Here is a 19843-nt window from a genome sequence, read left to right on the forward strand (position 1 = left end):
CAGCGCAGGTCATTTCGGAAATGGAGAATGCTTATGTCAAATGATACAAATAACAATGTACTGTTTTCGAAGTATTATGCACAGTGGATTGATGTATATAAAAAGGGTGCAATTCGTGAAGCAACTATGGCAAAATATCTGATGACACAGAGGTGGGTGGAGAAGCTGGTGCCTGAACTGAAGGTGTCAGAGCTGACCAGAACGGTATATCAGCAGCTTTTGAATGATTATGCAAGGGAACATGAGAGACAGACTACGCTGGATTTTCATCATCAGCTGAAAGGTGCCATTCTGGATGCAGTTGATGAAGGAATGATAGAACGAGATCCGACTAGAAAAGCCATCATTAAGGGAAAAACTCCCAAGGCCAAGAAAATAAAATATCTGAATCAGTTTGAACTTCATACATTGATCGCTGATCTGGATATTAAGGAGGAGCCAAACTGGGACTGGTTTATTCTTCTTGTTGCAAAAACCGGAATGAGATTTTCAGAAGCTCTGGCGATTACTCCGGCAGATTTTGATTTTGGCAGGCAGACGCTGTCAATAAGCAAAACCTGGGATTATAAAGGTGAAGGAGGTTTCCTTCCAACAAAGAATAAATCTTCTGTGAGAAAAATTCAGATTGACTGGCAGATTGTTGTAAAATTCTCAGAACTGACCAAAACACTTCCACAGGATCAACCTGTTTTTGTGGGAGAATCAAAGGTTTACAATTCTACTGTGAATGATGTGCTTACCAGGCATTGCAGAAGGTGTGGGATATCTGAGATTTCCATACATGGACTCAGACATACCCATGCCTCATTATTATTGTTTGCAGGAGTGTCCATTGCCAGTGTTGCGCGCAGACTGGGGCATGCAAGTATGACTACAACACAGAAAACATACCTGCACATTATTCAGGAACTGGAGAACAAAGATGTAGATCTGGTGATGAGAACTTTATCAGGATTATAATCTGGATGATTTAGAGAAATTACCTGCGCTGATAAAAAAGTTACTGCTTTTTTTGTTACAGGAGGCATGGAAAAAAATGTGAAGTGTGGTATACTGTTAGTTATCTTATAGGCAGGCATTACAGAATAATAGGAGTTTTTGAATATTTGCGCGTCACATTCTCGTTACTTTAGTGAACTTAGATGAGTTAGACGCGCAAATTTTTTACTCAAAGAAAGAACACATGTTTACTTCTGGCACTATATGTGCTAAAATATAGCCATGGGTAGTAGAAAAAACAACAGGATTTGAGAAAAGAGTTATCAGGGAGAAATAAAAATGCAGATAATATCCAGTTATGGTGTAGAATTACGAAAACAGAATATCCCGATCCGCCAGACACTGGAGATCTACCGTTCTGCTGTCAGTTATCTGATTGGGATTTATGTGCAGGTATGGGAAAAATTAGCAGAAATCCCGGATGCAAAGAGGCGTTTTAATGCTGCAGAACATCTGGTACATACTACGAAGAAAAACCATGCCTGTTTTGATTTTGATATCCGGTTCCCAAAGATGCCTTCCTATCTGCGCAGATCTGCCATCCGGCATGCACTGGGGACAGTATCCTCTTATAAAACACGGCTGAATCTATGGGAAAAGACAGACGGAAAGAGCGGGAAACCAAAGCTTGTATATGAAAATCATGCCATGCCGGTCTTCTACCGTGATGTCATGTATCGTGAGGGAGCGGAAGGGAAAGACGAAGCATACCTGAAACTCTATGACGGCCATGACTGGAAATGGTTCTGTGTACGTCTGGCTCATACAGATATGGAATATCTGAGAAAATACTGGTCAGGGAAAAAGGCATCTGCCCCGACTCTGGAAAAGAGACACCAGAAGTACTTTTTGCGTTTTTCCTATACAGAAGAAGTAACACTTACCAAAACACCTGTGAAAGAACAGGTTATCTGCAGCGTGGACTTAGGGATCAATACCGATGCAGTCTGTACCATCATGCGGGCAGACGGAACTGTCCTGGGAAGAAAATTTATCGATCATCCCAGTGAAAAAGACCGGATGTACCGTACATTGGGACGGATCCGCAGATCCCAGAGGGAACATGGTTCTGCGCAGACACAGGGAAGATGGGCATATACGAAACGTCTGAATACAGAACTGGGCAAAAAAATTGCAGGTGCGATTGTAAGATATGCGGAAGAAAACCACGCAGATGTGATCGTGTTCGAGTATCTGGAGATGCAGGGGAAGATATCGGGAAAGAAAAAGCAGAAACTGCACCTGTGGAGAAAAAGAGATATCCAGAAGTGTTGTGAACATCAGGCACACAGGAAAGGGATGCGGGTATCCCGGATCTGTGCATGGAATACCAGCAGATTGGCTTATGATGGTTCCGGGGTGGTAATACGCGACTGGAAAAACCACAGCCTCTGTACTTTTCAGACAGGAAAACGATATAATTGTGACCTGTCAGCATCCTGTAATATAGGAGCGAGATATTTTATCAGAGAACTTTTAAAACCCCTTCCGGCAACGGAAAGGTCTTTGCTGGAGGCAAAAGTCCCTCCTGTAAAGCGTAGAACTTCATGTGTCTATGCAGATCTGAGGAAACTCCATTCAGAAATGGAACTCTTAAAAGCAGCATAGATACAGGCAGATATACAGCGGACTACCTGTAATGTGGAAACCTGCCGTATCCGGCATGGAAAAAGCGCATAATTGTGCAGACCTAAGTTACAGGCGTATCCGCCGATATTCAGTCTGACGCCTAAAGCGTCTGGAAGCATGTGACTTTAGTCATGTGAGGTTCACTGTCAATCGGAAAATTTCAGGGAAAGGCTCTGTTGTTGAGAATGAAGTAAACAGTAACGTTATCTGCACTTCAGCCTTATATTTCCACTGTCAGTCTGGATTAACAGATTGCCACCCGTTCCTTTCTGTGTGTAAGAAATATCACAGTCATCCTGGTCTTCCACCATCTTACCGGTCAGCGCATCATCTACATTGATATCTCCCATATCAGTATTCACCTGTATGTTCCATGTGCGCATCACGTCTTCTTTACCAATAAAACAAAGATCACCCATATCCGTTTTCACTTTCAGATTACTGAAATCGCAATTTTTAAAAAATACATCTCCTGAATCCGTCTGAACGGCTCCATTTTCGATTTCGCATCCATTCAGCAATATATTGCTCATATCCGATTTAATATCTGCAAGCTTCCATTTCTGACTTTCCGGCACGTAAATTGTTACCACATTTTCATCTGTAGTAAGTGTTCCTTTACCCAAAAGACCCGACAAAAATCCGATATCAACATGATAATAAGTCTTCCCATCATTGTTATTTTCCTGAATCCTTAATTTACCATCTTTTACCTGATAACTGATCGGATCCTTTTTCTGATCGGATGCCCGATAAGAAATATAACAGTACTGATCATCTGAACTGACTACTTGCAAATTCATATCTGTCATGGAGATGTCTGCTGAGTCGAAATCATCAAGCTTTGTTTTCTCAAGAACCATCTCATTATCGCTTTTTTTTGCAGCTCCATCCATTTTGTTTAAATCTGCTGATTTCACATATTTACTTCCACCGCTCGCAACACCGATGCCCGTCAAAGCTGCACCACATACACAGCATCCGACTCCTACTGCAAGCCATGCCTTTGCCCATCTTTTCATCGTTCTAACCTCTCTCTCTTTCTGCCTGTGATCCGGCGTACCAGCTTCGCAATCAGCATGCTGCTCCATTTACATAGATATACGCACAACAGTACAACAAGGATGCCAGCGCCCACAGCCAACAGCCCACTTCCTGTAAGCATTGCAAAACCGCTCATAGAAAACGGAACTGCCAGTATACCGCGGATAAGGATTTTCCCGCCAATAAGCATCAGACATAAAACTACACATAACAAAATTGCAAATACACACACAACTAATGCAAGAACGACTGCAGCAAATGCTGCCAGAAGCGGAGCTCCTACCGGTGCTGCAAATAATACCAATAGCGCTATCCATACCACATGTTTTCCGGAACCTTTCTGTTCTGCTCTGGTCTGTCCATCTGTTTCATAATTCTGATGAGCTTCTATTTTCTTATTCAGAAGATTCGCCATCAGTTCTCTGGCAGCCTCCTTCGGCGTACCAAGTTCTTTCATCAGTTCTTCTGCTCCGTCCTCATCTGTCTCCTGAAAATACTCGGTAAAATATTCCATTGCATCTTCATAGTCCTGTCTCGGAAGCTTCCGCAGATATTTATGCAGCTGGTTTAAATATTCCTCTTTGCTCAACCTCTTATCCTCCCTTCAATAATTCCATCTACAGTGTCTTTGTAGATTTGCCATTCATTGCTCAGATATGCAATCTGTGCCTTGCCTTCTTCTGTAAGGGAATAGTATTTTCTCTTTCTTCCCTGATACTCCTGCGAATAGGTAGTCAGATATCCTGCAATTTGTAACTTCTTCAATATGGGATAGAGCGTAGATTCTTTAATGTCAGCAGCCTTCTTCACTGTCTGACTGATCTCATAGCCATAAGAATCCCTGCTTTCTACCACTGACAGTATCATATATTCAATCAATAATGCTGATACCGGAAAATACATTGAATCACCTCCTGGTATATATGTAAAATATTTATATATATAAATTTTACATATACTATACTTCGATGCTACCACAATGTCAATACATATATAAAATTTATATATATATTTTTCGGAGCTCAATCGTTATGGTATCTCTGGACAATCTGCAATGGATTTCTGATATCAAACTATTCATTTGACTATCTTTTGGAGTGTGTTTGAATTTTGGCAGGGAAAGATTATTTGAAAACTGAAAAATGAGTATAAAAAATAAATATAGGGCTGTTGCAATGACGGAAAATAAGGTATGATATCTGCAGAAGCATGATACATGTTTCCATAACCCGGGTGAAGTAAATGAAAAAGGCAATAATCTGTTGAGATATCTTCACCGGACAGACACAAAATCATTTGGAGAAAGTTATATGAAAAAGTTTAAGTTAAATGTACAGAGACATATCTGCATTTTATTATGCCTTATTTTATATATTACTGTGCTTCCCCTTCCTGTATCAGCAGAGGAAGCAAAATCCAAAACAGTCAGAGTAGGCTGGTATGAAGGAACTTATAATACCACAGGAGCAGACGGTCAGAGGAGAGGCTACAGCTACGAATACCAGCAGGCAGTAGCTGCGCATACCGGATGGAAATATGAATATGTGGAGGGAAGCTGGGCAGAACTGATGAGCATGCTGAAAAATGGACAGATCGATCTGCTGGGAGGCATTTCCTATACAGAGGAACGTTCCACTTCCGTGCTTTTTTCAGAATTGCCTATGGGAGAGGATAAATATTACCTGTATGTGGATACTTCTAATACAGATATCTCCACTTCAGATCTGACTACATTAAATGGAAAAAGAATCGGTATGCTGCCGAATGCACTTCCTGCCGAAATGTTCCATGAGTGGGAGAAAAGTCATGGAGTGAACACGCAGCAGGTTGATATTACCGGTGTAGACGATGTCCGTCAGAAATTAAAAAATCATGAAATTGACGGATTTGTTTTAAATGAATCTCCACAGTGGGAAAGAGACGATATTTCACCAGCTATTCTGATTGGTGGCTCCTATAACTATTTTGCAATCAGCAAAAAACGCCCGGATCTGAAAGAAGAGCTGGATCAGGTAATGCAGAAGATAGAGAGGGAGAATCCTTTTTATAAAGACGATCTTTATAAAAGGTATCTCTCCGCAAATTCCCTTGAAACTCTTACGGATGAGGAGCAGAACTGGCTGGAACAGCATGGGGCGGTCAGGATTGGATATCTGAAAAATGATGTGGGTATCAGCCTTGTGGATACGGAGTCAGAGAAACCGGTAGGAATTATTAACGATTATATTAGTCTGGCTTCTGGCTGTCTGGGAGAAAAAAACATAGAATTTCAGTTGACAGGCTTTGATTCTCAGGAGGAAGAACTGCAGGCATTAAAGGATAGCAGGATTGATATGATTTTTCATATGAATCAGAGCAAAACGATGTTATATTGTCAAATACTGTTTTTGAAGTCAATGTTGCAGTACTCACCGGTGTTAAGAAGTTTGATGAAAATAAAGATAATACAGTAGCAGTGAGCAGGAATAACCTGCTGGGGAAGTGGTATATTTCTTTTAACTATCCTTTCTGGAAAATAAAGGAATATGACTCATCTGCTGAGGCCGATAAAGCAGTTCAAAGTGGAGAGGCAGACTGCTTTGTTGCGAAGGCAGGACAGTCATTAAAGACACTGGAAGACAGCAAAATGCGCAGTATTTTTCTTACGAAATCCGGCGCTTCCTGCTTTGCGGTCACCAGGGAAAACACAACATTAATGAATATCCTGAACAAAACCATTCAGACTCTGCCTGCTTCCAGACTTTCCAGTCAGTTTTGCGTATATGAAAACGCACCTGGCAAGGTTACTCTGGCAGAATACATAAAGGATAATCTGCGGGTAGTTTCCATTTGGTTTGTAAGTGTGGTCTTGATTATTGTGTGGATTATAGTTTATCTGCTGATACAAGCGAGAAAAGCCCAGATTCAGGCAGAAAAGGCCAATGCCGCCAAATCAGATTTCCTTTTCAATATGTCTCACGATATCCGGACACCCATGAATGCCCTGCTGGGATACAGTGAGCTGATGAAAAGGGAATTGACTGATCCCAAGCTTCTGGATTATCAGGAGAAGATGGAACAGTCCGGAAATCTGCTGCTGTCTATTATCAATAATGTGCTGGACATGGCCCGGATTGAAAGCGGTAAGGTGGAACTGGATGAAGATTATGTGAAGATCAGAGATATTTATCAGGGAATTTACAAAATTTTCCAGGCGGAAGCGGAGAAAAAAGGTATTCACCTTAAGATGGAATACGATGTCAAGCATGAGCACGTAATCTGCGATGAGACGAAGAACAGGGAAATTTTCCTCAATCTGATTAGTAATGCGGTAAAATATACAGCTTCAGGGGGAAGAGTTACCATAAGGATCACAGAGCTTGACTGTGACAGGAAAGACTATGTGCGGATACGGACTCAGGTAATTGATACAGGTATCGGAATGAGCGAAGAATTCCTTCCATCTCTCTTTGAGGCTTTTGCCAGGGAACGAAATACAACAGACGGAAAGATTGCGGGAACAGGTCTGGGAATGCCGATCATAAAGAAGTATATTGACATGATGTACGGAACTATTGAGGTAGAAAGTAAGCAGGGAGAAGGAAGTAAATTTACAGTTACCCTGGAATACAGGATTGCTGATAAGAGCTACTATGAACAGGATACGGAAAAATCTTCAGATGTGGATGAAACAGACAGAATCAGCGGAAAACATATTTTGCTTGCCGAGGATAATGATCTGAATGCGGAAATCGCACAGTTTATCCTGGAGGATATGGGACTTATGGTTGATCGTGTTGAGGATGGAGTTCAGTGTGTGTCAAGGATAGAACAGAAACCAGCAGGCACCTATGACCTGATCCTTATGGATATCCAGATGCCGAACATGGACGGCTACAGGGCAACTGAGATGATCCGCGGACTGTCAGATAAAAGTAAAGCCACTATTCCGATCATAGCCATGACAGCCAATGCCTTTGAGGAAGACAGAAAAAAGGCACTGGCAAAAGGAATGAACGGACATATTGCGAAACCTGTGGATATTGAGAAGATGAGAGAAATTCTGCAGAATACTTTTAAGTGATAGTATGGATTACCTCAGAGCGTGTTTGAAAAATCATTTCTTGTGGAAGGTATTTTCAAACACATTTCAGGCAATCGACAGACTGGGAAGGGAATACAGAAATTAAATGAAAGAAAAAGAATCAATGAGCAGAACAGGAAAAAGGATTGTATGCATATGCATGGTCCTAAGTCTGATTCTGACCTGCATCCTGTGTGCGACACCTGCCACAGCAAAAGCTGCGGAGGAAGAAACCACGGAAAGAGTTGTCCGCGTAGGCTCCTTTGAGGACACCTTTAATTATGTCAATGAGAAAGGTGCAAGGAAGGGCTATGGATATGAGCTTCTGGAAACTCTGTCCGGCTATATAGGATGGAAGTTTGAGTATGTCACCTGTGACTGGTCCAACTGTTTTGAAAAGCTTATAAACGGTGAATTTGACATTATGGGTGATATTTCCTATACAGAGGAACGCGCAAAACAGATGCTGTTTTCCGATGAACCTATGGGTGAGGAGAAATATTATCTGTATGTAGATCTTTCAGATACGGATATTTCAGCTTATAATTTCCAGACACTGAATGGAAAACGGATCGGTGTGCTGAAAGGAACCCAGCCGGAAGTCATGCTCACAGAATGGGAGCAGAAATATAACCTGGAAACAACACATGTGAATATAGCCAATAATGATGATGTGAAAAGAAAGCTGGCAGATCATGAAATCGATGCCTTTGTTTCCCTGGAGGAGTCTTTATGGGCTGCCCAGGGGATTTCCACAGTTGTAAATGTGGGAAAATCTGGCATTTATTATGCGATCAACAAGGATCATCCGGAGATCAAAGAAGAACTGGATAATGCCATGCGCAGACTGGAGGATGATAATCCATTTTACCTGGCAGATTTGTATAAGCAGTATTTTTCCATGGATTATACACCGATTCTTTCCGGTGAGGAGAAAAAATGGCTGAAAGAGCATGGGGCCATCCGCATCGGATTCCTGAAAGATGATACAGGCATCAGCACCATAGAGATGCCTGACGGCAGATTCAGCGGTGCAATGACTGACTATATTCAATATGCAGCAGGCTGTCTGGGAAACCAGAAGCTGGATTTTAAACTGACAGAATATAACAGCTACGAGGAGGAGACTGAAGCCCTGAAATCGGATGAAATTGATATGATCTTTCATTTCAGTCAGAATCCGGATACAGCAGAGGAATACCACTTCGCTTTTACCAATACAGCCTGGACCTATAATCTGATGGCTGTCACCAATAAGACATCTTTTAATGAGAATGAATCAAACCGTATTGCAGTTCCAAAGGATGATCTGCCGTTGGAAAAGCATATTGAATATTACTATCCTCAGTGGGAAATCGTAGAGTGTGATTCTGTGGATGATGCGGCAAATCTTGTGATAAAGAAGCAGGCAGACGGATTTGTTACAGGAGTTGCGTCTGCATTGGATTACAGTGAAAAATACAATTTATATAGTTTGCCTCTTTCTAACCCTGAGAAGTCGGCTTTCGCAGTAAAAAGCGGTAATCATTACCTGCTGTCCATACTGAATAAGACCATTAAAGCCATGCCTTCCAATATGCTTACAAGTGCCATCGCCATGTATGAGAGTACACCGGGAAAGGTCACTCTGGCAAAATTTGTAAAGGATAATCTGGCTGTGGTTTTACTGTGCAGTGCAGTGGTTATTATGCTGATTCTGATATCAATCCTGGGCTTGCTGAAAAAAGCGCGTCAGGCTGAGGCTGCTGCAAAACAGGCTGCAGATGAAACACAACAACTGAACAAAAAGTTGCAGATTGCTGTGGAAAAGGCAGAGAGTGCGAATCTGGCAAAGACCAATTTCCTGAATAATATGTCTCATGATATCCGTACACCTATGAATGTGATCCTGGGATACAACCAGATGCTTGGAAAGAGACTGACAGATCCCAAACTTCTGGATTATCAGAAAAAGATAGAGCAGTCAGGAAATATGCTTTTATCGATCATTAACAATGTGCTTGACATGGCGCGGATTGAGAGTGGCAGGGTGGAACTGGATGAGGATTATGTAAAAGTAAGCAGCATACTGAGAGAATTTTATGATGTTTTCGAAGAGGAAGCACAACAGAAGGGGATTACTTTTTTACATGAGGATAATGTGGTACACCAGCATATTATCTGTGACAGCACCAAGATAAGAGAAATTATGATTAATCTTCTCAGCAATGCAATTAAGTATACACCGGACGGTGGCACCGTATCTCTGATAACCACAGAACTTCCATGTAGCGAGGAAGGATATGTAAGGATAAAAACAGAGGTTACGGATACCGGAATTGGCATGAGCAAAGAATATCTCCCCATTATCTTTGAGTCCTTCAGTCGGGAACGGAATACAACAGCCGGAAAAATAGGCGGAACCGGACTGGGAATGTCTATTGTGAAAAACCTGGTTGATATGATGGGCGGAACCATCGAAGTAGAAAGCGAATCCGGGAAAGGAAGCCGTTTTACTGTCATACTTCAGCACAGGATTGCAGATGCAGGATGTTATGAAAAAAGATCAGAGCAAAAAACAGATGATTCAGCAGAAATCCTTAGAGGAAAGCATGTGTTGCTTGCAGAGGACAACGATCTGAACGCAGAGATTGCAACAGCAATTCTGATGACTGCGGGACTGGTAGTTGACAGAGTGGAAGATGGCCTTCAGTGTGTCCGCAAAATCGAACAGTCTCCGGCAGGCACCTATGACCTGATCCTTATGGATATCCAGATGCCGAATATGGATGGCTACAGGGCAACTGAGATGATCCGCGGACTGTCAGATAAAGACAAAGCCACTATTCCAATCATAGCCATGACAGCCAATGCCTTTGAGGAAGACAGAAAAAAGGCACTGGCAAAAGGAATGAACGGACATATTGCAAAACCTGTTGATGCAGAAAAAGTTGAGAAGACTATTTGTTCGGTTTTAGGATAATAAGCGGGAATCCTCGGCAATTCAATTACCGAGATGAAAGCGCAAACTGTGCATATCTGCACTCATAATAAATAAAAATAACAAAACGGTTTTCATTCAATTTCTCCCTATAAAAAGCCTATAAAAAACTGTATCCGGTATTATAAAAAAGAAAATATGTTCGATATTTTATTGCGAAATTTTTGATATCATGGTATACTATATGTATGAAAGAAAATCTTATACGTTACCGCACTTGTGTGTGCAATATTAATTACCATATGGTATGGTCGGTAAAATACCGGCGGAAGATATTAAATGCGGAGGTCGAGGCATATCTGCAGGAACTGGTGCAGGAGATCGCAGAAGATAAGGGCTTTACGGTCCATCTGTTTGAATGTGGGGAAGGAGACCATGTACACTGTTTTGTGTCAGCCCCTCCGAAATTATCCATAACTGCGATCGTGAAATACCTGAAGGGGATCTCCGGCAGGAAGCTTTTCGAACGTTTTCCGGAAATAAGAAACCAGCTTTGGAAAGGGGAGCTGTGGAACCATTCCTATTATGTGGAAACGGTCGGATCTGTATCGGAAGAAAATATCCGCAGGTATATCGAACATCAGAGCAAAGCTTACTGATACGATGGAGGAGAGGAAATGCTGCTGTCAAAGAAAACATCCATAAAGGTCAGCCGGGAATATGCGAATCTCATCGGGCATATGTGCTATGCAGCATCCAAGCTCTGGAATGTCTGTAATTACGAGCGTCAGCATTACAAAGAAACAGGGATGGAGCAGTATCCGGACTGGTATTATCAGAAAAAAGCCCATAAAGAGGAGTTGTGGTATAAACAGCTCCCGTCCCAGACTGCCCAGGAAGTCTGCAGGCTGCTGGACAAGGCATGGAAGTCTTTCTATGCCCTGAAAAGATCCGGGGGGATCGAGACTCCCAGGCCGCCACGGTTTAAGCAGGAAAGTATCCCCATTACCTATATGCAGATGGGGATCGTGCATGAACGGGATACGGACAGAGTCCGCCTGTCCCTTCCAAAGACATTAAAAAAATATATGGAAGAAACATATCAGATCCATGAAAACTTTCTTTACCTTGAAAATAAGATTTTCAGGGGCATGGATCAGATCAAACAGCTGCGGATCTATCCGCCGGAGAAGGGAAGCTGTAAAATTATTGTTGTTTATGAGGTTCCTGACCAGGAAGAACTTCCACAGAACGGACATGAACTGTCTATTGATCTGGGGCTTCACAACCTTATGACGTGTTATGATTCTGAAAATGGGAAGACGTTTATCCTGGGCAGGAAGTACCTTGAATTGGAAAGATATTTCTATAAAGAGATCGCAAGGGTGCAGGCCCAGTGGTATGGACAGCAGTCCGGAAAGGGAGTAAAGCACCCGGTCACATCAAAACATATCAGGAAGTTATATAAGAGAAAACAAGACTCAGTAACGGATTATCTGCACAAGATCACAAGATATCTTGCAGAATACTGCCGGGAACAGGGAATCACCTGTGTCGTTACAGGGGATATCCGGAACATCCGGAGAGAAAAAGACCTGGGAAACAGGACAAACCAGAAGTTCCACAGCCTGCCGTATAACAGGATCTATATCATGCTGGAATATAAGCTGAAAAGATATGGGATCCGTTTTATAAAACAGGAAGAAAGTTATACCAGCCAGTGCAGTCCGCTGTCACCGAAAGTGGGGAAAAGATATGCAGAGCCGTCCAACCGGAAAGAGAGAGGATTGTATAGAGATGGAAACAGAACCTATAACGCAGATGCCGTAGGCGCATATAATATCCTGAGAAAATATCACTCCGTATCCGGAGTAAAAAAAGAACTGTCCGTAACCGGACTGAAAACACCGGAAATAATAAAAGTAGCTGTATAGCTCTAAAGAGCAAACAGTAGTGGTGCCATGGATGCACCCTGAAAAAAGGCGGTATCCCGCCTTAATTCAGATGCTCTGGTAACTCAGTTACCGAGTAATTCACGCAGCCAGAGTGAACAGTAACGCGACACGTTAAAGTACAGAACAGGTATTCGCTTGCTCTGTACTTTTTTTATATGGGATGATATACTGAAAATATAACCATATTAAACATATTTCAATTTTTGATAAGTGAAATTTGATTAAAACAGGAGAATATTATGGATCATTTTGAATTGCATTCCGAGTACAAGCCAACTGGAGACCAGCCCCAGGCAATTGAGCGTCTGGTCAGGGGCTTTAAAGAAGGCAACCAGTTCGAAACTTTACTGGGTGTCACCGGTTCCGGCAAGACATTTACCATGGCGAACGTCATCGCCCAGCTAAACAAACCAACCCTCATCCTCGCCCACAACAAAACTCTCGCGGCGCAGCTTTACGGTGAGATGAAAGAATTCTTCCCTGAGAACGCAGTGGAATATTTTGTCTCCTAGTATCTCGATATTGATTTATATACTATATATTGATTAAATAATGTGAAGTAAAACTATATAAAGTATGATAAACGATGAGCTAAAAACAAATGGACATGATGGATTGGCTATAACGGTGAACAAAATTCGTCGAAGAAAGTAGTAAAATTGATACATGGAAAATATTGATTGAGAAACAGGTGTAAAGCAGTTATAATTAAAGTAGGAAAATAATGATTTGCATAAAATGATAAGGAAAGGCGGTGTATCATATGACTATGTTACAGGAGCAGGCTGTTCAGATGATTCAGGATATGTCCGATGATAATGTAGGCTTTCTGATTGAAGTGATTCGGCGATTAATACCAAAGAAAACATATACCAGTGTTATTTATCCGTCTCAGAAACCAGATGAAAAAATGCAGGCGTTTAAAGAACTGGTAGCTACCAGAAGTGAAGCAAAAAAATATTTGCCGGATGACTTTGATCCGGATGCCGAGCTGGAAGCAGCAAGAAGGGAAAAATATGATAGTATTGATTGATACGAATGTAATTATTGATTTTCTTGTTGCAAGAGAACCGTTTTACGATTCTGCGTTGCATGTGATGGAGAAATGTGCATCTGGAGAAGCAGAGGGATATATAGCATTTCACTCTTTGCCTAATCTGTGGTACATTCTCAGAAAAGTTCCAGCAGAGACAAGAAGATCATGGTTAGAAAAGGTCTGCAAGATTCTAAAAGTAGCGTCTGCATCTCAGGAAGCAGTCATGAAAGCTATTAAGATGAATAACTTCAAAGATTTTGAAGATTGTTTGCAGGACAGATGTGCCGAGGAAGTTTCGGCAAATTATATAATTACTCGAAATACCGAAGATTTTGAGACTTCTATAGTGTCAGCTATAGAACCTGATGAATGGCTAAAGAAATTAAATTGAAAGAAAAATCCCTCGGAACATTCCTGAGGGATTTTATAAATGTAAGACGTTTAATGAGTACCATTACCATAATTCTTTTCTTTATAATTTTGATATTTTGAAGAAGATAGTATTTGATGTTTTTTCGTTTCTAATGACCAAGATTTTGTTGAATCAACATAATCTTGTAGTTCTGTTATTATTTGATAATAGTCTCTATAATGTGTTCGGTGTGATATAAGTAAATCTAAAATACATTGATGGAATTTATCATATATACAAAAGTATTTTTCGATTTTAACAAAATCTAAGTTAGCCATTAGGGCAGTTGTATCGTGATTTACTTTTGTACATTCATTATTTAAGCAATAAACCCATTGCCCATGTGCAACTTTGTTTCTTATTTGGCTGGGGTCAATAATATATTCGTGTAGAAGTCTGTGTAATGTTTGTTTTTTATTTGCAACTTCTCCCAAATTAGTTGTATTAAGTTTATTAAATGCAAGATCGACACATTTTAACCATTTTTGTTCTAAATTACGTTCAGCCATTATTTGAATGATTTCTGACTCTGTAAATGCCTTGGGCGTATGAATAAGTTTTAAGAAAGAAGTTTCGACATAAGCAGAATAAAGAAGAGCATACATTTTTGTCAGAGAAATTAAATCAGGATCTTGTTTTTCACGAATGGCTCTATTAACTAAAGCACAAATTCTTTTTCGCTGTTTTTTTAAATCTCTTAAATTTTCAGTACTTGCTGTGAATATTTCTTCTGCCATAGTAATATATCAGGAATTTCGAGATGCTAAAAATCACTAAAGATTTAATGAGCTTTAGCATCCCGGAATTGAACCGGGACCTCCCTCCATAAAAGGTGTTCTACCATAATAAACTAATGCTCCGCATTTATAATACTATAAAGAAAATATTTATTCAAGTTAATTGTTTATATAATGATAATCTGGGTATTGCTAGGAATACTTCTATAGGAAAGGCTGCTTATGTAAAAGTAGTGGACGATTTCCATACCATAATCGGTATGATTGCAGAACAAATTTAACATGGTCTCTGACGGCATAGAAATTATGCATATCACAGTTATAGAGCATACCATTAGTCAAAACTATCGTGTTTACAAGGATATGAACGTGAAGATGATTGGTATTTTCATGGACGGAGAAGATAACCTGATACTGTGCGTTCGCAAAGATTTTACATACCTTTTTAGCAATCTGATATGCCTGAAAAGGCGTAATATCGTATTCATAATATGGATCAAAAGACAAGACAAAATGTCTGAGAGGAATATAATTGCTTTTATAGTATAAGTTTCTGACAATGTAGAACTGTTCAGTTACTTCCTGAAGTGTTCCTTTTACGAATCAACAATATGGAATATGTATTGGTTGGAGATTACTACATCCCGGATCTGAAGCTTCCCAATGAGGAACGCCCTATCGGAAAATATGGGCGGATGCACCGAGAGTATCTGAAAGAGCACAATCCAATGATGTTCAACGATCTGGTTCTGGAGGGGCAGATCTGGACTTACCTTGCCAATCTGAACGAGCAGGCACAAAGTCACCTGAAATGTATTATCGAGCAGATGAAGGTCGCAGAGGGCGTGACAGAGGATCTGAAAGCCAGTGACCAGATGGCTTGGGTCAGAGCCATGAACAGCATTCATAATCGTGCAGAGGAGATCATTCTCCGGGAGCTGATTTACGGGGAGGGTGCAGTATGAGAATCCTGGAAGAATTCTGGTATGGCAATATCGAGCCAACAGAGTATGTTTCAGCCGCCTGCAAGGAGTTGAAAGAAGCCCTCCGCTTGATTACCAGAAACGAGGAAAAACTTCTGGCAATCATGACGGAAGAGCAGAAGGAACTTTTTTCCCGTTATACGGATGCTGTCCATGAGCATCAGACCATGGTAGAGTGCCTGCTGTTCCAGAGCAGCTTTAAGCTGGGAGCCAAGATGATGGTTGAGGTTATGGAATAATAAAGCATAGAACAAGGCCGGATGCTGCTTCGCAAGAAGTGGTATCCGGCTTTTCTTGATTTTTTGGATGTATCACACAATAATTCATAATTTTGCGATTGCAATCACACTTTTATATATTTTTTGGTAAATATCGAGTGTCGAAATCCAGAATAAAAAATTTCACACACAGAAATTATAAAATTGTGCGTGAAATTATTCCCTTTCGAGAGATTGTTTAACTTTTTGATGATTCTTAATCCACTGGGCAGATTTTTGCATAATTGAAAGAAATCAAGTTAGCTCATCTAATCACTTGATAATTACATGATAATTAGATATAATTAAAATAATAGTGACGGCTAAAGGAGGTAATCTTCTTGATAGAAGGAAAGAATGTGGAGTTCAAGCGTGAATATATGGACGACATTAAGTACGCTGTTATTGCATTTGCAAATACAAATGGTGGGAAGCTTTATATCGGCATCAATGATGACGGAACAATATACGGTGTTGATAATGTAGATGATACTATGCTTCGCCTAACTAATATGATTCGAGATATTGTGCGTCCAGACGTGACTATGTTCACTGATTACTCTGTTGAGAAAATGGAACATAAAGATGTTATTGTTTTAACTGTGCAACGTGGCACAGCTCGTCCTTACTATTTGCATTCGAAAGGTATTCGCCCGGAGGGCGTATATGTACGTCAAGGTGCTTCTTCAGTTCCAGCTTCTGAAACAGCCATTTTGAATATGATTCGAGAAACCAGCGGAGATTGCTATGAAGATGCACGTTCCATTAATCAGCAGCTGACATTTGAAAAAGCGAAAGAATATTTTGCAAAGAAAAAGGTGGAGTTTGGCGATGCTCAGAAGCGCACACTGAATATAATCGGTGAAGATGGCACTTACACAAATCTTGGAATGTTGCTGTCTGATCAGTGCACGCATACCATCAAAATGGCCGTCTTTGAGGGAAGTAAGAAAAGTGTTTTTAAGGATCGCAAGGAACTGACAGGTTCTTTGCTGGAACAGCTTGAGGAGGCGTACACCTATATCGACCAATTCAATCACACTCGTGCAGAATTTAAAGGATTAGATCGAATTGACAAGCGAGATTATCCTGCCGAAGCACTACGTGAAGCTCTTTTAAATGCACTTGTGCATCGAGACTATTCCGTGAGCGGTTCCACCCTTATTAGTATTTTTGATGGACGCATAGAATTCGTAACCATTGGTGGATTGGTCCGTGGGATTTCTTATGAGGATATAATGCTGGGTGTATCTGTTTTGCGTAACAAAAAATTAGCAAATGTTTTTTATCGTCTTAAGTTAATTGAAGCTTATGGCACCGGCATTATGAAAATTAATGAATGCTATGCGGATCAAGCGGTAAAGCCTATTATTGAAGTGAGCAACAATGCATTTAAGATCACCTTGCCTAACTTAAATTATAATCAAGAAATGCACGAAGTAGGGATTAAAAATGAGCGCATGAAAATGGTTCTCTCATTGTTTGGAAAAAAGGATAGCATTGTAAGAAAAGATGTAGATGATCTGCTGGGCGTATCTCAGTCTACATCCAGTATTCTTCTACGTGAAATGTTGGATAACGGACTGATTGTAAAAGTTGGTAGCGGCAGAAATCTCAAATATAGATTAAAGATAAGGTCTTGATTGTGAGGGAAATTAATATGACTCGTTTTGAAATGATAATGGCAGTTTTAAATTTAGTTGCAATTGTAGGAATTCCAATCTTAGCAGTTGTTATAGGTCAATACCTGCAAAACCGTGCAGAAAAACGGAAAGATAAAATGCAAATTTTTCGTACCCTTATGACATCACGAATTTACGGTTGGACTGTAGACAGTGTTCATGCACTCAATCTTATTGATGTGGTTTTTGCAAAAGATACTGCTGTCAGAGGCGCTTGGAAAAACCTTTTAGATGCATATTCATCTTCGGAAGAATCTGAATTAATGAAGCAAAAACGACAAAATTTAAACTATAATTTGCTGGAAGAAATGGCGAAGAATCTCGGCTATAAAGACAGAATCACTTGGGAAACTATTCAGAATCCCTATGTACCCAAAGGAATGATCGACCAGTGGGAAGCTCAGGCAAGATCTCAACAAGCATACAATGATTTGCTTCATAGTATGACCAGTATCATGCCGAAAAAAGAAAGCAAAGAGGTAACGAAATGAGTACTAATGTTTCTAAGAAAAAACGTGAGGATTTATTAAGTAAAATCGGACAAATACGAACATTCATTGCCTCTGCGCCACAAGACACGAATACAGGAAATCTTCTTTCTTATTTATCTGAGTTAGAAAAAGATATTAATGGAAAAAAATACGGCCTCATTTTTGAGGAGCACAAAGAGCATATTGATGAGGTTCTTGAATCAAATACACCAGTATTGAATGAAGATAAAGATCTTTTCATCAACAATGGTGAAATAATTAACTTTTTAATCGAGGGAGATAATTTAGCATCGCTTCAAATGTTAGAGAAAACTCATAGAGGAAAAGTTGATTTGATTTACATCGATCCCCCATATAATACATTAAAAGACGGATTCACATATTCGGATACTCTGGTTGATAAGAACGATACCTTTCGGCATTCAAAGTGGTTATCGTTTATGAGACGTCGACTTGTGATAGCCCAAAAACTTTTATCATCCAATGGGACAATATTCATATCTATTGATGACAATGAAGTTGCAGCATTAAGGGTGCTTTGTGATGAACTATTTGGATATCAGAATTTTGTGGCTAACATCATATGGGAAAAGAAATTTTCTCCACAAAATGATGCAAAATGGCTCTCTGATAGCCATGATCATATCCTCCTGTATGCAAAGAACAAAGAAATCTGGCATCCGAAATTGTTGGAACGTACAGTTGAAATGGATAAACGATATACAAACCCAGATAATGATCCTCGGGGGCCATGGACATCAAGTGATTTTACAGTCAAAACAGCATCTGAAGCATATATGTACGATATTGTTACACCTTCAGGAAGAGTTGTACGTCCCACATCAAGCAGGAGCTGGGCTACATCAGAAGAGAACTATTTAGCGTTAAGAGCTGATAATCGGATTTGGTTCGGCGCAAAAGGAAATAATGTGCCAAGGATTAAAACTTTTTTGTCAGAGGTGCAAAAAGGGACTGTATGTAAAACAATATGGTATAGAACAGAAGTTGGAGATACGCAGGAGGGCACTCGTGACTTAAAATCAGTCTTTGGAAAAGCGGGTATGTTTACTAACCCTAAGCCGATTAGGCTCATCAATAGAATTTTAGATATTGCGTCCCAAAATAACAGCATCGTACTCGACTTTTTTGCAGGAAGCGGCACTACAGGTCATGCACTACTCAAGTATAATGCAGAGCATGCTGATAGCAAGCGACAATTTATTCTGTGCACCAATAATGAAAACGATATTTGTAGAAACGTTACGTATGAAAGAATCAAACGAGTTATTGCTAACGAAGGGTACAATGCCAGTTTGAAATATTTCCGTGTTGGATATATTCCAATCACTGACAGGATGTATTATGAGTATGCAGATGAACTTCTGCTTCATGTTCGTGAACTTGTGGAGCTTGAAAATGGAATTAACTTCACAGGAAATGCCGAAATTGCCATTATATTGAGTGAAGAAGAGCTGGAAGGATTTATGGAAAATGCGGTTAATCTCTCTCAGTGTCGTAAGCTGTATATGGCCCATGACATTTTACTTGATGCAGAGCAAGAGCAAAAGCTAAGAGATCAAAAGATTTCCGTGAATATCATTCCTGACTATTATTATAAAGAACTGGAGGGCTAAA

18 protein-coding genes and 2 pseudogenes are annotated in these 19843 nt (G+C 40.3%); 15 read left to right on the forward strand and 5 right to left on the reverse strand.

Annotation, left to right across the window (positions count from 1 at the left end):
- Window positions 1-33: 33 nt before the first annotated feature.
- The gene (locus ACTNC6_RS04070) at window positions 34-960 is read left to right on the forward strand and encodes a site-specific integrase (RefSeq protein ID WP_441032611.1); all 927 of its coding nucleotides are present in this window, start codon (window positions 34-36) and stop codon (window positions 958-960) included.
- A 318-nt stretch (window positions 961-1278) separates the two neighbouring features.
- Window positions 1279-2607: an IS200/IS605 family accessory protein TnpB-related protein gene (locus tag ACTNC6_RS04075; RefSeq protein WP_441043289.1), complete on the forward strand. Its 1329-nt coding sequence runs from the start codon at window positions 1279-1281 to the stop codon at window positions 2605-2607.
- 224 nt (window positions 2608-2831) lie between these two features.
- Here the strand turns inward: ACTNC6_RS04075 and ACTNC6_RS04080 are convergent, their stop codons facing one another.
- The 3 genes from ACTNC6_RS04080 to ACTNC6_RS04090 are packed head-to-tail and all read right to left on the reverse strand — an operon-like array spanning window position 2832 to window position 4575.
- Window positions 2832-3650: a DUF4097 family beta strand repeat-containing protein gene (locus tag ACTNC6_RS04080; protein ID WP_441043290.1), complete on the reverse strand. Its 819-nt coding sequence runs from the start codon at window positions 3648-3650 to the stop codon at window positions 2832-2834.
- Window positions 3647-4261 (reverse strand): DUF1700 domain-containing protein, encoded by a 615-nt coding sequence (locus ACTNC6_RS04085; protein ID WP_441043291.1) that lies wholly within the window; start codon window positions 4259-4261, stop codon window positions 3647-3649. The genes ACTNC6_RS04080 and ACTNC6_RS04085 overlap by 4 nt, the downstream gene beginning before the upstream one ends.
- Complete coding sequence (locus tag ACTNC6_RS04090; protein WP_055153994.1) at window positions 4258-4575, reverse strand: PadR family transcriptional regulator; 318 nt, start codon at window positions 4573-4575, stop codon at window positions 4258-4260. The genes ACTNC6_RS04085 and ACTNC6_RS04090 overlap by 4 nt, the downstream gene beginning before the upstream one ends.
- Window positions 4576-4982: 407 nt before the next feature.
- Here ACTNC6_RS04090 and ACTNC6_RS04095 point away from each other — a divergent pair, with 407 nt between their 5' ends.
- The 8 genes and pseudogenes from ACTNC6_RS04095 (at window position 4983) to ACTNC6_RS04130 (ending at window position 14037) form a co-directional block, all read left to right on the forward strand.
- Window positions 4983-6125 (forward strand): transporter substrate-binding domain-containing protein, encoded by a 1143-nt coding sequence (locus ACTNC6_RS04095; RefSeq protein ID WP_441032622.1) that lies wholly within the window; start codon window positions 4983-4985, stop codon window positions 6123-6125.
- Window positions 6044-7735: an ATP-binding protein gene (locus tag ACTNC6_RS04100; RefSeq protein ID WP_441032625.1), complete on the forward strand. Its 1692-nt coding sequence runs from the start codon at window positions 6044-6046 to the stop codon at window positions 7733-7735. The genes ACTNC6_RS04095 and ACTNC6_RS04100 overlap by 82 nt, the downstream gene beginning before the upstream one ends.
- Window positions 7736-7841: 106 nt before the next feature.
- Complete coding sequence (locus ACTNC6_RS04105) at window positions 7842-10697, forward strand: ATP-binding protein (protein WP_441032627.1); 2856 nt, start codon at window positions 7842-7844, stop codon at window positions 10695-10697.
- A 206-nt stretch (window positions 10698-10903) separates the two neighbouring features.
- A complete protein-coding gene (gene tnpA / locus ACTNC6_RS04110; protein WP_441032630.1) occupies window positions 10904-11314 on the forward strand; it encodes an IS200/IS605 family transposase in 411 nt (136 codons plus the stop codon).
- Window positions 11315-11332: 18 nt separating this feature from the next.
- A complete protein-coding gene (locus tag ACTNC6_RS04115; RefSeq protein ID WP_441032632.1) occupies window positions 11333-12589 on the forward strand; it encodes an RNA-guided endonuclease InsQ/TnpB family protein in 1257 nt (418 codons plus the stop codon).
- 260 nt (window positions 12590-12849) lie between these two features.
- Window positions 12850-13119: pseudogene (locus ACTNC6_RS04120) on the forward strand (DEAD/DEAH box helicase family protein); the annotation flags it as partial.
- Window positions 13120-13373: 254 nt separating this feature from the next.
- Complete coding sequence (locus tag ACTNC6_RS04125; protein ID WP_441032635.1) at window positions 13374-13643, forward strand: hypothetical protein; 270 nt, start codon at window positions 13374-13376, stop codon at window positions 13641-13643.
- Window positions 13627-14037, forward strand: coding sequence for a type II toxin-antitoxin system VapC family toxin (locus ACTNC6_RS04130; RefSeq protein ID WP_441032638.1), 411 nt, complete (start codon window positions 13627-13629; stop codon window positions 14035-14037). Before ACTNC6_RS04125 ends, ACTNC6_RS04130 begins: the two co-directional genes overlap by 17 nt.
- Before the next feature lie 50 nt (window positions 14038-14087).
- On the opposite strand, the gene ACTNC6_RS04135 is transcribed toward ACTNC6_RS04130, so the two are convergent.
- Both ACTNC6_RS04135 and ACTNC6_RS04140 read right to left on the reverse strand, forming a co-directional pair.
- Window positions 14088-14795, reverse strand: a complete 708-nt coding sequence (locus tag ACTNC6_RS04135; RefSeq protein ID WP_441032641.1) for a hypothetical protein — start codon at window positions 14793-14795, stop codon at window positions 14088-14090.
- Between the two features lie 204 nt (window positions 14796-14999).
- A pseudogene (locus ACTNC6_RS04140) lies at window positions 15000-15377 on the reverse strand (relaxase/mobilization nuclease domain-containing protein); the annotation flags it as partial.
- Window positions 15378-15406: 29 nt separating this feature from the next.
- Here ACTNC6_RS04140 and ACTNC6_RS04145 point away from each other — a divergent pair.
- From ACTNC6_RS04145 to ACTNC6_RS04165, 5 genes are all read left to right on the forward strand, one after another.
- Window positions 15407-15760 carry a TnpV protein gene (locus tag ACTNC6_RS04145; RefSeq protein ID WP_441032643.1) on the forward strand — a complete coding sequence of 118 codons (354 nt, stop codon included), beginning with the start codon at window positions 15407-15409 and terminating at the stop codon, window positions 15758-15760.
- On the forward strand, window positions 15757-16017 hold the full coding sequence (locus ACTNC6_RS04150) for a DUF6809 family protein (RefSeq protein WP_441032646.1): 261 nt from the start codon (window positions 15757-15759) through the stop codon (window positions 16015-16017). Before ACTNC6_RS04145 ends, ACTNC6_RS04150 begins: the two co-directional genes overlap by 4 nt.
- A gap of 353 nt (window positions 16018-16370) precedes the next feature.
- Window positions 16371-17678 carry an RNA-binding domain-containing protein gene (locus ACTNC6_RS04155; RefSeq protein ID WP_441033133.1) on the forward strand — a complete coding sequence of 436 codons (1308 nt, stop codon included), beginning with the start codon at window positions 16371-16373 and terminating at the stop codon, window positions 17676-17678.
- A 17-nt stretch (window positions 17679-17695) separates the two neighbouring features.
- Entirely contained in the window at window positions 17696-18208 is a 513-nt protein-coding gene (locus tag ACTNC6_RS04160; RefSeq protein WP_441032649.1) for a DUF6680 family protein, read from the forward strand.
- Complete coding sequence (locus tag ACTNC6_RS04165; protein WP_441032652.1) at window positions 18205-19842, forward strand: site-specific DNA-methyltransferase; 1638 nt, start codon at window positions 18205-18207, stop codon at window positions 19840-19842. Before ACTNC6_RS04160 ends, ACTNC6_RS04165 begins: the two co-directional genes overlap by 4 nt.
- Window position 19843: the final 1 nt, after the last annotated feature.

This window comes from Blautia sp. HCP3S3_C4 (assembly GCF_052064095.1).
In the GTDB taxonomy this organism is placed as follows: Bacteria; Bacillota; Clostridia; order Lachnospirales; family Lachnospiraceae; genus Blautia_A.

Bases quoted from the DNA above. Each gene is read 5' to 3' on its own strand.
- ACTNC6_RS04135 (WP_441032641.1), bottom strand. From the start codon at position 14,795: ATGGCAGAAGAAATATTCACAGCAAGTACTGAAAATTTAAGAGATTTA.
- ACTNC6_RS04125 (WP_441032635.1), top strand. From the start codon at position 13,374: ATGACTATGTTACAGGAGCAGGCTGTTCAGATGATTCAGGATATGTCC.
- ACTNC6_RS04080 (WP_441043290.1), bottom strand. From the start codon at position 3,650: ATGAAAAGATGGGCAAAGGCATGGCTTGCAGTAGGAGTCGGATGCTGT.
- ACTNC6_RS04165 (WP_441032652.1), top strand. From the start codon at position 18,205: ATGAGTACTAATGTTTCTAAGAAAAAACGTGAGGATTTATTAAGTAAA.
- ACTNC6_RS04105 (WP_441032627.1), top strand. From the start codon at position 7,842: ATGAAAGAAAAAGAATCAATGAGCAGAACAGGAAAAAGGATTGTATGC.
- ACTNC6_RS04130 (WP_441032638.1), top strand. From the start codon at position 13,627: ATGATAGTATTGATTGATACGAATGTAATTATTGATTTTCTTGTTGCA.
- ACTNC6_RS04095 (WP_441032622.1), top strand. From the start codon at position 4,983: ATGAAAAAGTTTAAGTTAAATGTACAGAGACATATCTGCATTTTATTA.
- ACTNC6_RS04115 (WP_441032632.1), top strand. From the start codon at position 11,333: ATGCTGCTGTCAAAGAAAACATCCATAAAGGTCAGCCGGGAATATGCG.
- ACTNC6_RS04075 (WP_441043289.1), top strand. From the start codon at position 1,279: ATGCAGATAATATCCAGTTATGGTGTAGAATTACGAAAACAGAATATC.
- ACTNC6_RS04145 (WP_441032643.1), top strand. From the start codon at position 15,407: ATGGAATATGTATTGGTTGGAGATTACTACATCCCGGATCTGAAGCTT.
- ACTNC6_RS04090 (WP_055153994.1), bottom strand. From the start codon at position 4,575: ATGTATTTTCCGGTATCAGCATTATTGATTGAATATATGATACTGTCA.
- ACTNC6_RS04070 (WP_441032611.1), top strand. From the start codon at position 34: ATGTCAAATGATACAAATAACAATGTACTGTTTTCGAAGTATTATGCA.
- ACTNC6_RS04150 (WP_441032646.1), top strand. From the start codon at position 15,757: ATGAGAATCCTGGAAGAATTCTGGTATGGCAATATCGAGCCAACAGAG.
- ACTNC6_RS04160 (WP_441032649.1), top strand. From the start codon at position 17,696: ATGACTCGTTTTGAAATGATAATGGCAGTTTTAAATTTAGTTGCAATT.
- tnpA (WP_441032630.1), top strand. From the start codon at position 10,904: ATGAAAGAAAATCTTATACGTTACCGCACTTGTGTGTGCAATATTAAT.